Here is a 14,691-nt window from a genome sequence, read left to right as displayed (position 1 = left end):
GTTAAAGGAGTCAGATTGGACATGGAAACTTCACAATCCTACATTACTTCACATATTAAGCAACGCCAATCTTTCCTATCGAATATGGAACAATTCGCCAAAGAACAGCATATTCCGATCATGGAAATTGTAGCGATTGAATCACTTCTTCAATTTCTCCGTCTGCAGCAACCGAAATCCATTTTGGAAATCGGTTCAGCCATTGGCTATTCAGCCATCCGAATGGCACTGGCTTTACCAGAAGCAGTCATGACGACTATAGAAAAAGATGAATGCCGTTTTCAATTGGCTTCAATCTATGTGAATCAAGCTGAATTGACGGAAAGAATTCAACTTTTACAAGGCGATGCACTGGAAATAGATACAAACAATTTTAAACTTGGTCAGTATGATGCGTTATTTATTGATGCTGCAAAAGGTCAATATCAACGTTTCTTTGACAAGTATTCACCACTCGTTCCTAGCGGTGGTGTTATTTATTGTGATAACATGCTCATGCATGGTTTTACGGAAATTGATATTCAAGACGTACCTAGAAGAAAACGTACGATGGTTCGTAACTTGCAACAGTTTACGTCATGGCTAATGAATCATGAAGAATATGAAACGACATTCCTGCCAATCGGTGATGGAATTACGATCAGTATAAAGAGGTGACTCGCATGAAAAAACCAGAATTACTTGTGACTCCGCAGTCTGTGATGCATCTGGAACAATTGATTGAAGCTGGAGCAGACGCGTTTTTAATCGGGGAACAACAATTTGGTCTGCGATTAGCAGGGGAGTTTACGATTGATGATATTGAAAAATCTGTAACTCTTGCACACGCTGCCAACAAAAAAGTATATGTTGCAATGAATGCGCTTTATCACAATGACCGTGTTAATGCTTTACGTCCGTATATGGAAAAACTTGAAGCTATCGGAGTTGACGGCATAACATTCGGAGATCCGGCCGTTGTCATGGCAAAACGTGAAGGTGGAATTAAAATCCCGCTTCACTGGAATACGGAAACGACTGCAACAAACTGGTTCACTGCCAACTACTGGGGAAGACGCGGCGCCAATCGTGCTGTGCTGGCTCGGGAGTTAAGCATGGAAGAAGTTATTGAAATCAAAGAAAACGCAGAAGTGGCTGTGGAAGTACAAGTTCATGGTATGACCTGTATGTTCCAGTCGAAGCGCTCTTTGCTTGGAAATTACTTTTTATATCAGGATAAAGCAATGGAAATCGAAAATCGTTCAAACAACAAGAACATGTTTTTACATGATAAAGAACGTCACAACAAATATCCTATTTTTGAGGATGGCAACGGTACGCATATTTTCAGTCCGAACGATATGTGCCTTATTGATGAGTTGAATGAGCTAATTGATGCAGGAATTGATTCGTTTAAAATCGACGGCATTTTGCAAGAAGCTGACTATGTGACAAAAGTGACAGATCTTTACCGTCAAGCTATTGATGCTTATATGGACACACCAGATAAGTACGACCAAATAAAAGATGATTTACTAACGGAAATTGAAGAAATGCAACCGTCACTTCGACCACTCGATACCGGCTTCTTCTTCAAAGAAACCGTGTATTAAGGAAGGGGAGTATTAGCATGGCATTGCTTAGACATGACCGAATTAGTGAAATCATTGATGGCAAACGCGTCATTGTTAAAAAGCCAGAACTTCTCGCTCCTGCAGGAGATCTTGAAAAGCTGAAAATCGCAGTTCATTATGGTGCAGACGCGGTGTTTATTGGTGGCCGCGAATTTGGATTACGTTCAAATGCGGGGAACTTTTCAATAGATGAAATGCGGCAAGCGGTTGAGTTTGCAAATGGCTATGGTGCGAAAATTTACGTTACGACAAATATTTTTGCACATAACGAAAATATGTACGGTCTGGCTCAATATTTAAAAGATATTGAATCAGCAGGAGTGACAGGCATTATTGTTGCAGATCCATTAATTATTGAAACTTGCCGCCTGGAAGCACCGAAACTTGAAATCCATTTAAGTACACAACAATCCTTATCCAACTGGAAAGCTGTCCAATACTGGAAAGATGAAGGTTTGCACCGTGTCGTCCTTGCCCGAGAAACGAGTGGAGACGAAATTGAGGAAATGAAAGAAAAAGTCGATATTGAAATCGAAGCGTTCATTCATGGAGCCATGTGTATCGCTTACAGTGGACGATGCACGTTGTCGAATCACATGACAGCCCGTGATTCAAACCGTGGTGGCTGTTGTCAGTCTTGTCGATGGGATTATGATCTGTATCAAGAGAACGATGGCAAGCAGGAACCTTTATTCAGTGAAGGTGATGCACCATTTGCCATGAGTCCTAAAGACTTAAAATTGGTCGAATCCATCCCTCGCATGATCGAGCTGGGAATTGATTCACTGAAAATTGAAGGCCGCATGAAATCCATTCATTATGTTGCAACTGTGGTCAGCGTATATCGAAAAGTTATCGATGCATACTGTGCAGATCCAGAAAACTTTGTGATAAAACGCGAATGGCTTGAAGAACTTGAAAAATGTGCGAACCGTGATACGGCAACTGCATTCTTTGAAGGCGAACCAACATTTGAAGAGCAGATGTACGGTGTCCATGGAAGAAAAACGACAACGGACTTTATCGGTCTTGTGCTGGACTATGATGAAGAAACGAAAATGGTTACTTTGCAACAACGAAATTACTTCGTAAAAGGGCAAGAAGTGGAATTCTTCGGCCCGGATATTGAAAATTTCCGCATGATCATTACAGAATTATGGGATGAAAAAGGGAATGAACTGGATGTTGCACGCCATCCGTTACAAATCGTTCGTTTCAAATCTGACATCCCCGTACGACCAAATAACATGATGAGAAAGGAGCTTGTACGATGACATTTAAGCGCCCGCTTGTTATTGGTATTGCTGGTGGCTCTGGTTCAGGGAAAACAAGTGTTACCAAGGCAATTTATGACGTTTACAAAGAAAAAGCCGTTGTAGTAATCGAACAAGACTACTATTATAAAGACCAAAGCCATTTAGAATTTGAGGAGCGTCTTACGACAAACTATGACCATCCTCTTGCTTTCGATACAGATTTATTAATTGAACATATACACCAACTTTTAAATCGTAAAGCAATCGAAAAACCGGTGTATGATTATGCAATTCATACACGTGCAAACGAAACGATTGCTATTGAACCACAGGATGTTATTATATTGGAAGGTATTTTGGTTCTTGAAGACGAGCGCTTGAGGGATCTGATGGACATTAAATTGTTTGTCGATACGGATTCGGATTTACGCATCATTCGTCGGATACTACGTGACATTAATGAGCGTGGACGTTCAATCGACTCGGTTGTCGAACAGTACATTTCTGTAGTACGTCCGATGCATAACCAATTTATTGAACCGACAAAAAGATATGCAGATATCATTATTCCTGAAGGCGGCCAAAATCAAGTTGCCATCGATTTAATGGTTACAAAAATTAAAACAATTCTTGAATCTGATATCATTGTGTAATATGATTGTGAAAGACTGACAAAATTATCTAAATACTTAGCCGCATATTCATAAGCTGCGAGACATAGTATTTTTATGAGTTAGCAAGTAGTTGAAGGAGTGAAATACATTGTCAACAGAAAAACAATACCCTATGACTGCTGCTGGAAAGCAGAAATTAGCGGACGAACTTGAATTCTTAAAAACAGTTAAACGTAAAGAAGTGGTAGAACGTATTAAGATTGCTCGTAGCTTCGGTGACTTGTCCGAGAACTCAGAGTACGATTCTGCAAAAGAAGACCAAGCATTCGTTGAGGGACGTATCTCAACTTTAGAATCTATGATCCGCAATGCGGTCATTATTGAAGAAGACGAGCAAAACAACCACATCGTATCCCTTGGAAAAACAGTTTCCTTTATTGAAATTCCAGACGGTGATGAAGAGACATACACAATCGTTGGTTCAGCGGAAGCAGATCCGATGGAAGGTCTTATTTCAAATGACTCACCAATCGCGAAAAGCCTGATTGGCCGTTCCGTTGGAGATCAAGTTAAGGTACTTACTCCTGGCGGCGAAATGGACGTCAAGATTGTATCAATCAAATAATTTTCAAAATCCGCTCCTGTATTTGGGAGTGGATTTTTTGTTTTTTGTGGGGAATAGTAATTAGGACGTAATACGAAATTGGTTCGTTACTGAGGAATTGGTGAAGTTGTTCCAAAAACTGTAAAAGTTGCTCCCAAATCACGAAAGTTGCTCCAAAAAATTTAAAGTTGCTCCCAATTCACAAAAGTTACTACAAATTCACAAAAGTTGCTCCAAAAACCCAAAAGTTAATCCAAATACATTTCCAGATCCAAAATTTAGCCAAGACCACATCCAAATGAAACATTTCCTTAACACATTCGTCTAAATTGTCATCAACATTTATGGTATCATGCTGTATATAAGGGGGAGTACGCATATGGCAAATACTCAGCGTCGATATACCTCAAGAAGTAATCGACCAAAAAAACCAAGCTCGAACACAATATTAAATGCACTTATAGGTCTTGTAGTCGTCCTTATTATCATTACTGCCGGGTTTATTTTCCTAGGCAACGATAAACCAGAAAAAGCTGGGAAAGATGATAGCACGAAAGATACGGAGTCTGCAGAAACGGCAGATGGCTCGCAAGAAGAAGATGTAGACCCTGAAGACCAAATCGGTTCAGAACAAATTGCTGAAGAAACTGCAGAAGAAACTGAAGACAGTGAATCGACTGAAGAAGAAACAGCAACTGAAGATGAATCTACAACTACTGAAGATTCAACGACAGGTGGCACTGTCACTTCAACACCTTCTGATGACCCACTTGTATCTGAACGCATCGTCAACACAGCTTGGAAACCGATAGGAACATCACAAACAGGTGAACATACGTCGGTTTATTCCGAAGGTCATGTGGACTGGGATGAAAAACTAAAAGCTATTGCCTATACAACGGGATTATCCGCAGATAACATGATTGTTTGGCAAATTCAAAACGGTGGAAGTCCTCAGAAATCCATCGGTGTTGTATCATCTAAAGATAAAAAAGAAAAATATCGTGTCTATTTAGAGTGGGTGGATGGCGAAGGCTGGAAACCTGTAAAAATGGAGACTTTGAAAACATTGGACGGCGCCTATTGACTTTCGGCGCCGCTTTTATTATTTTTAGGGAAGTGTTTTTGCACGATACAATAAAAAACAGTATGGCATCAAGTGTTTTTAAAAACAGAGAAGAGGCGTAAACGATATGAAAATAGCAGTAATTGGCGCAATGGAACAAGAAGTTGAAGCGTTACGTTTGGCAATTGAAAATCCACAAACAACTGTCATCGCAAACAGTGAATTCACTGAAGGTACATATGCAGGACATGAAGTGGTCTTGCTAAAAAGTGGAATCGGTAAAGTAAATGCAGCAATGTCGACGACGATTTTACTTCAACAATTCAAACCGGATGCAGTGATCAATACAGGTTCTGCTGGCGGATTTGACGCTGAACTGGAAGTGGGAGCGGTTGTCATTTCGGATGAAGTACGTCACCATGATGTGGATGTAACGGCATTCGGCTATGAAATGGGACAAGTACCCCAGCTACCTGCAGCATTCACAACGGACGCAAAACTTCGCAAGCTAGCTGAAGAGGCTGTGGAAGAATTAGGCCAGCATCAGTTTGCAACTGGACTCATTGCTACAGGAGACTCGTTTATGAACGATCCTATACGCGTTGAGAGCGTGCGTACACATTTCCCTCACATGAAGGCTGCGGAAATGGAAGCGGCTGCTGTTGCGCAAGTGTGCCACCAATTCGACGTACCATTTGTCGTTATTCGTGCGTTGTCGGACATTGCAGGAAAAGAATCCTCAATTAGTTTTGATGAATTCCTTCCGACAGCTGCAAAACATTCGACACAAATCGTTTTACACGTTATCAGTAAATTATAAGCACGTTTCCATGTTAAAATAGAGATTGATTGTTGGAGGCTCTTTCGATATCCAGTGAATCGAGAGAGTTTTTTTCATGTTTAAACAATTGATACAGCTTGACGAGCGCTCGCTTTTCAATGCGGGAAACGTAACTTCTTGAAATATTCAATTGCTTGGCGATCTGTTTTTGTGTCATCGGTTCAAATTGGTGCAACCCATACCGGCGCTCAATAATTTCAATTTCGCGTTTTTCTAATTTGTCCAAATGTCGATAAAGTCTTGCCATTTGTTCTTTTTGTTCCAGCGTTTGTTGGGCAGTATCTTCGTCAGTTTGAAGAAGATCGGTAATTTGGAGTGAATGGCCATCCTTATCTGTGCCAATCGGTTCGTAGAGTGAGACATCTTTCTGAACTTTTTTCTGGGAACGCAAATGCATGAGAATTTCATTTTCTATGCAGCGGGCGGCGTATGTGGCGAGGCGGGTCTTTTTATCAGGAGTGTAGCTTGCGACGGCTTTCATTAAACCGATTGTACCGATTGAAATGTAGTCATCGAGTTGTTCATGTTTTGGATGGAATTTTTTGACGATGTGCGCGACAAGTCGCATATTTCGTTCAATCAATTCGTGTTTGGCTTCCTCATCACCGGTTAGGCAACGTTCAACATATATGGCTTCTTCTTCTTGGGATAGGGGCTTTCTAAATGCCTGACCTTTCAAGTAACCTAAGACTGCTGGAATTTCAATCCATAATTGCAGGACAGCAGACAATAAACCACTCATGATGATGTGCACCTCCATGTCGTCTTTTGTCACTATATGTGAACGACATAAAAAGCATGAAAAAAACGACCACAATTTGCGGTCGTTACACTTTTTTTAATGTAAATGTACTAATCATTAATATAGCCAGAATAAGCACGAGGAACATATAAAAGACTGGTGCAAACAGGGACAATCCAAAATAAGAAAGCGTCAATATCGTACCGGCAGCGGTGATCGGGAGACCAGTAAAGTAGCCATTCGAATCCATGATATTGAAACGGGCCAAACGAAAAGCACCGCTTGCAATATAAATGATGGTGATGACCATTCCAGCTGTTCCAAATTCAAATAAATCAACCATGTATATGAGAATCGCAGGGGCAACGCCGAATGAGATAATATCGCTCATGGAATCGAGTTGTTTTCCAAGTTCCGATTCTTGACCTAGTTTACGAGCGACCATCCCGTCGAAACGATCCAGTAACGCTGCGATAAATATAAACAGAACACTATAGCTATAAGATTCGTTTAATGTGGTCATTATGGAAGCACCACCAAAGGATAAATTCCCGATGGTGATCATATTTGCTGCATGGGCTTTCATTTTCTTGATTGTGTGATCCACTCGATGCATTAAAAACAATGGACGACACTCCTTCTTGTGTAAAGTATTAGTTCATTATACTTCTTTCAACTAAAAAAAGGTAGAACATATTTAGAACAGGTGGGATAATGTGAAACAGAAAATTTACCAAACACTTATTGAACTGACGAATGGCAAGTGGTCTTCGATGGCTATCCAAAAATTCGCTAAATCGTCCTTGAGTCGCAAAGTGATTCCATCTTATATACGTACATACGGAATACAAATGCACGAAGTTTCACAATCTATCGAAACTTTTCCTACTTTGCATGATTTTTTTATCCGCAAAATTGATGCACAGCATCGACCTATTGCACAAGGTGAAATGGAAGCTGGGAGTCCTGTTGATGCAAAGGTTGAATCAATTGGTTCGATTTCATCCACCGGCACTTTTTTAGTGAAGGAAAAGTCATATACCGTGACGGATTTGGTTGGAAATGTGGATTTGGCATCACAATATGTAGGTGGAACCTATATGGTTTTTTATTTAAGTCCTGCTGATTATCATCGTATTCATAGTCCAGTCAACGGTCATGTGAAAAAACAAATGACACTCGGGGAAAAATCCTACCCTGTAAATCAGGCTGGATTGACTTATGGAAAAACGCCAATCAGCGGAAACTATCGACAAGTTACCCATTTGGTTTGTCCAAATCAAAAAAACTGTGCAGTCATTAGTGTGGGTGCCATGTTTGTGAACTCAATCGAAATGACAAACACATCACGGGACTGGATCAAAGGCGAGGAAATCGGTTATTTCACGTTTGGTTCTACTGTCGTTTTGCTTTTTGAAAAAGACGCATTTCAACTGGATTCGTCCATTACTCCTGGAAGTCGGGTACGAGTGGGTGAGAAAATAGGGAGTATGTTATAATCATTAGAGAAAAATAGGTTGAACGGAGTGTGTCACGGTGTATAAAAAATTTTTACCGAGCGAATTTGTGAAAAGTGTTTTCGACATTTCGCCAGAACGATTGCTTGATAAGGGAATCCGAGGAATCATTACGGATCTGGATAACACGTTAGTTGAATGGGACCGTCCAGATGCGACGCCCAAACTTGTGAACTGGCTGAAAAGTATGAAAGACGCAGGAATTCAGGTAACGATTGTTTCGAACAATAGCGAGATGCGCGTGAAATCATTCGCAGATCCACTTGGTATTCCTTTTATTTATAAAGCACGTAAACCGATGGGTAAAGCCTTTCGTAAAGCGCTTCAATTAATGGACGTGAAACGTGAAGAAGTAGTAGTGATTGGCGATCAGCTGTTGACGGATGTTGTCGGAGGCAATCGCATTAGATTACATACGATTTTAGTATTGCCTGTCGCAAAATCGGACGGTTTTTTCACTCGTTTCAATCGATTGGTTGAACGTCGTATTTTTAGAGCATTAAAAAGAAGAGGTTATGTAACTTGGGAGGAAGAAGTTTGACAACTATACCAACATGTATCGGATGCGGTACTCAAATACAAACACAAGATCCAAAAGAACCCGGATATGCACCACAATCTTCGTTGGAAAAAGAAGTAATCATTTGCCAACGTTGTTTCCGTCTGAAAAATTATAACGAATTGCAACCTGTTTCTTTAACAGATGATGATTTCCTTCGTATCTTGAACAGTCTTGGCAATGAACAAGGTTTGATCGTGAAAATCGTTGATATTTTCGATTTCAATGGGAGCTGGTTGCCAGGTTTGCACCGCTTTGTTGGGAACAATCCAATTTTACTTGTGGCGAACAAAGTGGATTTATTGCCTAAATCAGTGAAGAAACATCGCGTTATCCAGTGGTTACAACAGGAAGCGAAGAAGTTAGGATTGAAACCAGTAGATGTCATGTTAGTCAGTGCCCATAAAGGGACAGGCATGGTAGAGGCAATGGAAGCGATCGATCGTCTTCGTGATGGCAAGAATGCATATGTAGTTGGTTGTACAAATGTCGGAAAATCGACGTTCATCAACCGTATCATCAAACAAGTGACAGGTGAAAAAGAAGTAATCACAACATCACATTTCCCTGGTACAACACTTGATTTAATTGAAATTCCTTTAGATGACGATCAGTCACTTTTTGATACGCCAGGAATTATCAATCACCATCAAATGGCGCATTTTCTTGACTCATCTGAATTAAAATGGATCACACCTAAAAAAGAAATTAAACCTAAAATTTTCCAGTTGAATTCAGGACAAACTTTATTCCTTGGTGGGCTTGCACGATTTGATTTCATTCAAGGTGAACGAGCGTCATTTACGGTTCATATTTCGAATGACTTAAATATTCACCGTACGAAACTTGAAAATGCGGATGCTTTGTATGCTGAACATCTTGGTGGAATGCTTGCACCACCATCAGCAGAATTCAAAGATGATTTCCCGCCACTTGTTCGTCACGAGTTTTCTGTTAAAGCAGGGAAGACGGATATTGTGTTTTCCGGTCTAGGCTGGATTACTGTCAATCAACCGAACGTCGTGATTGCAGCGTATGCACCTAAAGGAGTAGAAATTCAAGTTCGTCCATCATTGATTTAGGGGGCGGCTGAAATGAAAAAATGGTATGCAGTCATTGGGGATCCCATTTCCCATTCGATGTCACCAAGCATGCACAGCAAGTGGTTTGCCGATTTATCAATCGATGCCACGTATATTCCGTTGCATGTAAAAAGAGACAGGCTCGTGAATGCTGTCCAGTCACTTAAATGTTTAGGGGCGAGCGGTTGGAATGTAACCATTCCACATAAAGAAACCATTATCCCTCTACTGGATCGCATGGATTCGACAGCTACCTTGATGGGGGCTGTCAATACGGTCGTAGTGGAAGAGGATGGTTCCCTTACAGGTTATAACACTGATGGCATCGGTTTTGTCAATTCGCTAGAAGAGGCGATGGGGACAAATCTGAAAGAGCTGCCAATTTTAATTATTGGTGCCGGTGGTGCAGCAAGAGGGATTGCATTCGCTCTGAAAAGTCAAGGATATAAACACATTTCTTGTGCCAACCGTACAATCGATTCTGCCAAACGATTAATTGACGATATAGAAGGTGATCGTGCGTTGTCACTTTCACAGGCTGAATCACAACTTGCACTGTTTCAAATCATTATCCAAACAACGCCTGCAGGGATGAAAACATCTGATGTCGACATGCCAATGTCGCTTGAAAATGTAACATCTTCAGCAATTGTTGCGGATATTGTGTATAATCCATTATTGACGCCTTTTTTGGCGGAAGCAAAAGATCGAGGAGCACGTTGTTTAAATGGCGTTGGGATGTTTGTACATCAAGGAGCATTCTCATTTCAAAAGTGGACAAATCGCAAACCTGATACGAAACAAACGATAGAGCAAGTCGAACAAACACTAGGAGGTCCACATGTTAACAGGTAAACAAAAACGTTTTTTACGTAGTCAAGCACATCATTTATCACCTATTTTCCAAGTTGGAAAAGGCGGAGTAAATGAACATATGCTTAAACAAATTCAAGAGGCTTTAGAAGTTCGTGAATTGATTAAAATCAGCATTTTGCAAAACTGTGAAGACGATAAGCAAGAAGTGGCGCAAGCTTTGGCAAAAGGAACAAAAGCGGAACTTGTTCAATTAATCGGCTTGACGGTCGTTTTATACAAAGCTTCTAAAAACAACAAAAAAATCGAATTGCCGACAAGAGGCTAACGATGAAAAAGGTGTGCATTTTTGGCGGGACTTTCAATCCTCCACATATTGGACATTTAATCATGGCAAATGAAGTGTTTCATGCACTGGATTTCGATGAACTTCGATTCATGCCGAATGCGAAGCCACCTCATAAAGAAACATCGCAACTGGCAAGTGGTGAGCAAAGACTGCAGATGTTGAAGCTTGCTACCGAGCCATTTTCATATTTTCAAGTGGAACCGATTGAGATTGAAAGAGGAGGTTTATCGTATACGTTTGATACGATGAATGAACTGAAATCCCACGAACCGCAAACACATTTCAGTTTTTTGATTGGTGCCGATATGATTTCTTCTTTGGACAAATGGTATAAGATTGATGAACTGGTCGAAGAAGTCCAATTGATCGGTGTTCGACGTCCAGGATATGATGAACGTTCTGATTATCCTGTGACATTAATCGATGCACCGTTAATTGATTTGTCCTCTACCACGCTGCGCAATCGGTTCAAAGAAGGAAAAGATGTATCATTGTTACTGCCAGAGAATGTACAAACTTATATTCGTCAGGAGAAATTGTATGAATAGAGATGATTTGATTAATGCTATACGTACACGGATGCCTGAGAAACGAGTTGTGCATACTTTAGGAGTAATGGAAACCGCCATTCGATTGGCGAAAGTATATGACGTATCTGAACAAGATGCTGAACTTGCGGCTATTTTACATGATGTCGTGAAATTTGCAGATAGGGAATGGATGAAACAAACCATTGTCGAACAACAGATGGATCCGACCCTTTTAAATTTTCATCATGAATTGTGGCATGCTCCAGTCGGCGCATACGTCGCTCAACAGGAATTTGGTGTGTCAAATCAAGATGTTTTAAATGCGATTTGCTACCATACGACTGGAAGAGCAAACATGACAAAACTTGAAAAAATACTTTATTGTGCAGATATGATAGAACCGAATCGAAATTTCCCTGGAGTCGATGAATTAAGACAACAGGATGAACAAGGATTAAATGAGCTAATGAAAGCTTGTGTTCAACGTTCGATACAATTTTTAATGCAAAAAAATCAACCGGTATATCCGGATTCCATTCATTGCTATAATGATTTGGTTACACGAAAGGAAAATGACTGAATGACAGTTCCAACATTATTAGAGGTTGCTTATAAAGCAGCAGATGACAAACGTGCAGAAGATATCGTCGTATTGAATATGAAAGGTGTATCTTTGCTGGCCGATTATTTTATTATTTGTCACGCAAATTCTGACCGTCAAGTGCAAGCAATTGCAAGAGAAATGGCAGATCAAGCAGGCAAATCAGGTTTTGATGTGAAACGATTAGAAGGCTTTGACGCAGCTCGTTGGGTATTAGTGGATATGGGCGACGTAGTTGCACATGTATTCCATAAAGATGAACGCGCATTTTATAACTTGGAACGCTTATGGGGAGATGCACCAATCATCTCTGTAGACTTAGAAGCGTAATGTCTAGTTATAAAGAATTTGCACACATTTATGATGCCTTAATGACCGATATTCCTTATGACAAATATGTTGATAAGGTTGTTTCAAGTGTTGAAAATGTGAATGGGAAATCTTTATTAGATATTGGTTGTGGAACCGGAGTCCTGTCTGCGAAATTTGCAGAACAGGGTTTTCTTGTTCAAGCAGTCGATTTGTCCGAGGAAATGCTTGCGATTGCAGTTGACCGTTTTCAAAAACAAGGTCTTGCTATTCCATTGTTCCATGTCTCCATGACGGATTTGGACGGGTTCGAGGAAATCGATGTAGCTGTTCTATCGATAGATTCGTTGAATTACCTTGAGGATGAGGAGCAGGTTTTGCAAACGTTTAAAGGCATTTATGAATCACTTGCAGTTGGTGGACAACTATTCTTTGATGTACATTCTGTTTATAAAATGGATGAATTATTTTTGGATGGTCCATTTACATATGAAGATGAAAATGTTGCCTATATATGGCACACAGAGCCAGGCGAGCAACCTCACTCTGTTTATCATGATTTAACATTCTTTATGCGAAATAAAAGTGACTCATATGACCGGTTCGAAGAAAGTCATTATCAACGGTCGTTTGCAATAAGCGATTATTTGTCATTCTTACAGCAAACAGGATTCTCAAACATAGAAATTTCTGCAGACTGGACGAATCAGTCGCCTGAAGAAAACAGTGAACGAATTTTTTTCCATGCAATTAAATAATATTTTCGACTCCGATTCACATAAAACTTTCCAATAATGAGCAATTCGTTTATAGTATGGATAACTCCATAAGAATTGCTCCCTGTAGGAAAGGATGACCCAATCTGATTCCCACATGGATGAAAAAACATACAAATAAAGTTGCGTTAGCAGTTATAGGAACCATTTTATTTGTCTTATTGTTTAAACCATTTTCAAACGAGCCGGCACCCCCACTTGCCAATACGCTCGACACTATTCAAACCCCCAACATAAAACCAATTCCAACTGAAGAACACAATGAAACAGATGAACCTGACAAAAAAATGACTGAAGTGGTTGTGGTCGATATCAAAGGACAAGTCCTTGTACCAGGCGTTTATACTTTGCCTGAAGGAAGTCGTGTACGGGATGCTATTCAACTTGCTGGCGGTATTTTGCCATCCGCTGAAGAAAAAGCTTTAAATCTAGCTGCGAAATTAATAGATGAAATGGTCATTTATGTCCCTTTGATCGGAGAAACGGAAGTACCAATTACGATTCCGTCCACGCCAGATTCATCTTCAACAAAATCGACGATTATCAACATCAATTCTGCAGATGAAACGACCTTAATGACACTTCCTGGGATTGGTCCTTCAAAGGCGAAGGCCATACTTTCCTACAGAGAAGAAAAAGGGCTTTTTAAAACGATTGAAGAACTGAAGGAAGTTTCTGGAATCGGTGATTCGACATTCGCTAGCCTGAAAGATTTCATTTCGATTAAATAAAATCGTATACAATTGACGTTTGAAACGTGTTCCTACTAAACTAGATATGAGTTTATAATCAGGGGGCGTTTTTATGGAGCGAATAACATGGGACCAATTCTTTATGGCACAAAGCCATTTACTAGCACTTAGAAGCACATGTACAAGACTGGCGGTAGGGGCGACCATCGTTCGGGATAAACGAATCATGGCAGGCGGTTATAATGGTTCCATTTCAGGTGGCGATCATTGTATCGATCAGGGTTGTTATGTTGTGGATCACCATTGTGTCCGTACGATTCATGCGGAAATGAACGCCTTGCTCCAATGTTCAAAATACGGCATTTCGACAAATGAAGCTGATTTATATGTGACTCATTTTCCATGCCTTCCATGTACAAAATCAATTATTCAATCAGGAATTCGACGTTTATATTACGCGAAAGATTATAAAAACAATGAATATGCGATTCAATTACTTGCCCAGGCAAATGTGGAAGTTGTGCATGTGCCATTTGATGAGCGAAAAATCGATTTCTTAAGCGACCAGAAAATCACACTGTATTTGGATATGCTTCAAAAATTAAGGGAAAATGGTGTTTCTGCAGAAGAACTGGCTTCATACGAAGCGCAGGTGAATGAGTTATTTGGCAAAACCATTGGCAACAACGTTTAATTTATTTAGCCTTCTCAGCCATTGTTTCAACAA

Annotated in this window: 20 protein-coding genes; 18 read left to right on the top strand and 2 right to left on the bottom strand. The window is 40.2% G+C overall.

Annotated elements, in window-relative coordinates; all coding sequences use genetic code 11:
• Window positions 1-21 precede the first annotated feature (21 nt).
• The 7 genes from ACQKEV_RS09990 to mtnN all read left to right on the top strand — a co-directional run bounded on the left by ACQKEV_RS09990 (window position 22) and on the right by mtnN (window position 5,973).
• Complete coding sequence (locus tag ACQKEV_RS09990) at window positions 22-657, top strand: O-methyltransferase (RefSeq protein ID WP_427445474.1); 636 nt, start codon at window positions 22-24, stop codon at window positions 655-657.
• Window positions 658-662: 5 nt separating this feature from the next.
• A complete protein-coding gene (locus ACQKEV_RS09985) occupies window positions 663-1,592 on the top strand; it encodes a peptidase U32 family protein (protein WP_427445476.1) in 930 nt (309 codons plus the stop codon).
• A 17-nt stretch (window positions 1,593-1,609) separates the two neighbouring features.
• Complete coding sequence (locus ACQKEV_RS09980; RefSeq protein ID WP_427445479.1) at window positions 1,610-2,887, top strand: peptidase U32 family protein; 1,278 nt, start codon at window positions 1,610-1,612, stop codon at window positions 2,885-2,887.
• Complete coding sequence (gene udk / locus ACQKEV_RS09975) at window positions 2,884-3,522, top strand: uridine kinase (RefSeq protein WP_427445481.1); 639 nt, start codon at window positions 2,884-2,886, stop codon at window positions 3,520-3,522. Before ACQKEV_RS09980 ends, udk begins: the two co-directional genes overlap by 4 nt.
• A gap of 109 nt (window positions 3,523-3,631) precedes the next feature.
• Window positions 3,632-4,108, top strand: a complete 477-nt coding sequence (gene greA / locus ACQKEV_RS09970; protein ID WP_427445483.1) for a transcription elongation factor GreA — start codon at window positions 3,632-3,634, stop codon at window positions 4,106-4,108.
• A 358-nt stretch (window positions 4,109-4,466) separates the two neighbouring features.
• Window positions 4,467-5,174 carry a YrrS family protein gene (locus tag ACQKEV_RS09965; RefSeq protein WP_427445485.1) on the top strand — a complete coding sequence of 236 codons (708 nt, stop codon included), beginning with the start codon at window positions 4,467-4,469 and terminating at the stop codon, window positions 5,172-5,174.
• A gap of 106 nt (window positions 5,175-5,280) precedes the next feature.
• Entirely contained in the window at window positions 5,281-5,973 is a 693-nt protein-coding gene (mtnN, locus tag ACQKEV_RS09960) for a 5'-methylthioadenosine/S-adenosylhomocysteine nucleosidase (RefSeq protein WP_427445487.1), read from the top strand.
• 13 nt (window positions 5,974-5,986) lie between these two features.
• Here the strand turns inward: mtnN and sigK are convergent, their stop codons facing one another.
• Together sigK and pssA are read right to left on the bottom strand one after the other, a co-directional pair.
• On the bottom strand, window positions 5,987-6,736 hold the full coding sequence (sigK, locus tag ACQKEV_RS09955; protein ID WP_427445490.1) for an RNA polymerase sporulation sigma factor SigK: 750 nt from the start codon (window positions 6,734-6,736) through the stop codon (window positions 5,987-5,989).
• 85 nt (window positions 6,737-6,821) lie between these two features.
• On the bottom strand, window positions 6,822-7,361 hold the full coding sequence (gene pssA / locus ACQKEV_RS09950; protein WP_427445492.1) for a CDP-diacylglycerol--serine O-phosphatidyltransferase: 540 nt from the start codon (window positions 7,359-7,361) through the stop codon (window positions 6,822-6,824).
• A 91-nt stretch (window positions 7,362-7,452) separates the two neighbouring features.
• Between pssA and ACQKEV_RS09945 the strand changes: the two genes are divergently transcribed.
• From ACQKEV_RS09945 to ACQKEV_RS09895, 11 genes are all read left to right on the top strand, one after another.
• Window positions 7,453-8,235 carry a phosphatidylserine decarboxylase gene (locus tag ACQKEV_RS09945; protein ID WP_427445495.1) on the top strand — a complete coding sequence of 261 codons (783 nt, stop codon included), beginning with the start codon at window positions 7,453-7,455 and terminating at the stop codon, window positions 8,233-8,235.
• Window positions 8,236-8,272: 37 nt separating this feature from the next.
• Window positions 8,273-8,794 (top strand): YqeG family HAD IIIA-type phosphatase, encoded by a 522-nt coding sequence (locus tag ACQKEV_RS09940; protein WP_427445497.1) that lies wholly within the window; start codon window positions 8,273-8,275, stop codon window positions 8,792-8,794.
• Window positions 8,791-9,894 carry a ribosome biogenesis GTPase YqeH gene (gene yqeH, locus ACQKEV_RS09935; protein WP_427445500.1) on the top strand — a complete coding sequence of 368 codons (1,104 nt, stop codon included), beginning with the start codon at window positions 8,791-8,793 and terminating at the stop codon, window positions 9,892-9,894. The genes ACQKEV_RS09940 and yqeH overlap by 4 nt, the downstream gene beginning before the upstream one ends.
• Window positions 9,895-9,906: 12 nt before the next feature.
• Window positions 9,907-10,749 carry a shikimate dehydrogenase gene (gene aroE / locus ACQKEV_RS09930; RefSeq protein WP_427445503.1) on the top strand — a complete coding sequence of 281 codons (843 nt, stop codon included), beginning with the start codon at window positions 9,907-9,909 and terminating at the stop codon, window positions 10,747-10,749.
• Entirely contained in the window at window positions 10,736-11,035 is a 300-nt protein-coding gene (gene yhbY, locus ACQKEV_RS09925) for a ribosome assembly RNA-binding protein YhbY (protein ID WP_427445505.1), read from the top strand. The genes aroE and yhbY overlap by 14 nt, the downstream gene beginning before the upstream one ends.
• 2 nt (window positions 11,036-11,037) lie before the next feature.
• Entirely contained in the window at window positions 11,038-11,604 is a 567-nt protein-coding gene (locus ACQKEV_RS09920; RefSeq protein ID WP_427445507.1) for a nicotinate-nucleotide adenylyltransferase, read from the top strand.
• Window positions 11,597-12,166 (top strand): bis(5'-nucleosyl)-tetraphosphatase (symmetrical) YqeK, encoded by a 570-nt coding sequence (gene yqeK, locus ACQKEV_RS09915; protein WP_427445510.1) that lies wholly within the window; start codon window positions 11,597-11,599, stop codon window positions 12,164-12,166. The genes ACQKEV_RS09920 and yqeK overlap by 8 nt, the downstream gene beginning before the upstream one ends.
• Window positions 12,167-12,517, top strand: coding sequence for a ribosome silencing factor (gene rsfS / locus ACQKEV_RS09910; RefSeq protein ID WP_427445513.1), 351 nt, complete (start codon window positions 12,167-12,169; stop codon window positions 12,515-12,517).
• Complete coding sequence (locus ACQKEV_RS09905; RefSeq protein ID WP_427445515.1) at window positions 12,517-13,254, top strand: class I SAM-dependent DNA methyltransferase; 738 nt, start codon at window positions 12,517-12,519, stop codon at window positions 13,252-13,254. The genes rsfS and ACQKEV_RS09905 overlap by 1 nt, the downstream gene beginning before the upstream one ends.
• Before the next feature lie 119 nt (window positions 13,255-13,373).
• Window positions 13,374-14,003, top strand: a complete 630-nt coding sequence (locus ACQKEV_RS09900) for a helix-hairpin-helix domain-containing protein (RefSeq protein ID WP_427445518.1) — start codon at window positions 13,374-13,376, stop codon at window positions 14,001-14,003.
• A 73-nt stretch (window positions 14,004-14,076) separates the two neighbouring features.
• Complete coding sequence (locus tag ACQKEV_RS09895) at window positions 14,077-14,658, top strand: ComE operon protein 2 (protein WP_427445520.1); 582 nt, start codon at window positions 14,077-14,079, stop codon at window positions 14,656-14,658.
• Window positions 14,659-14,691 lie beyond the last annotated feature (33 nt).

It is taken from the genome of Paenisporosarcina sp. NPDC076907 (assembly GCF_050269735.1).
Classification (GTDB): domain Bacteria; phylum Bacillota; class Bacilli; order Bacillales_A; family Planococcaceae; genus Paenisporosarcina.
This window is presented reverse-complemented; position numbering and strand designations above follow the sequence as displayed.

Bases quoted from the DNA above. Each gene is read 5' to 3' on its own strand.
- ACQKEV_RS09905 (WP_427445515.1), top strand. From the start codon at position 12,517: ATGTCTAGTTATAAAGAATTTGCACACATTTATGATGCCTTAATGACC.
- ACQKEV_RS09965 (WP_427445485.1), top strand. From the start codon at position 4,467: ATGGCAAATACTCAGCGTCGATATACCTCAAGAAGTAATCGACCAAAA.
- mtnN (WP_427445487.1), top strand. From the start codon at position 5,281: ATGAAAATAGCAGTAATTGGCGCAATGGAACAAGAAGTTGAAGCGTTA.
- udk (WP_427445481.1), top strand. From the start codon at position 2,884: ATGACATTTAAGCGCCCGCTTGTTATTGGTATTGCTGGTGGCTCTGGT.
- yqeK (WP_427445510.1), top strand. From the start codon at position 11,597: ATGAATAGAGATGATTTGATTAATGCTATACGTACACGGATGCCTGAG.
- ACQKEV_RS09985 (WP_427445476.1), top strand. From the start codon at position 663: ATGAAAAAACCAGAATTACTTGTGACTCCGCAGTCTGTGATGCATCTG.
- yhbY (WP_427445505.1), top strand. From the start codon at position 10,736: ATGTTAACAGGTAAACAAAAACGTTTTTTACGTAGTCAAGCACATCAT.
- aroE (WP_427445503.1), top strand. From the start codon at position 9,907: ATGAAAAAATGGTATGCAGTCATTGGGGATCCCATTTCCCATTCGATG.
- rsfS (WP_427445513.1), top strand. From the start codon at position 12,167: ATGACAGTTCCAACATTATTAGAGGTTGCTTATAAAGCAGCAGATGAC.
- ACQKEV_RS09900 (WP_427445518.1), top strand. From the start codon at position 13,374: ATGAAAAAACATACAAATAAAGTTGCGTTAGCAGTTATAGGAACCATT.
- ACQKEV_RS09990 (WP_427445474.1), top strand. From the start codon at position 22: ATGGAAACTTCACAATCCTACATTACTTCACATATTAAGCAACGCCAA.
- ACQKEV_RS09980 (WP_427445479.1), top strand. From the start codon at position 1,610: ATGGCATTGCTTAGACATGACCGAATTAGTGAAATCATTGATGGCAAA.
- ACQKEV_RS09920 (WP_427445507.1), top strand. From the start codon at position 11,038: ATGAAAAAGGTGTGCATTTTTGGCGGGACTTTCAATCCTCCACATATT.
- ACQKEV_RS09895 (WP_427445520.1), top strand. From the start codon at position 14,077: ATGGAGCGAATAACATGGGACCAATTCTTTATGGCACAAAGCCATTTA.
- sigK (WP_427445490.1), bottom strand. From the start codon at position 6,736: ATGAGTGGTTTATTGTCTGCTGTCCTGCAATTATGGATTGAAATTCCA.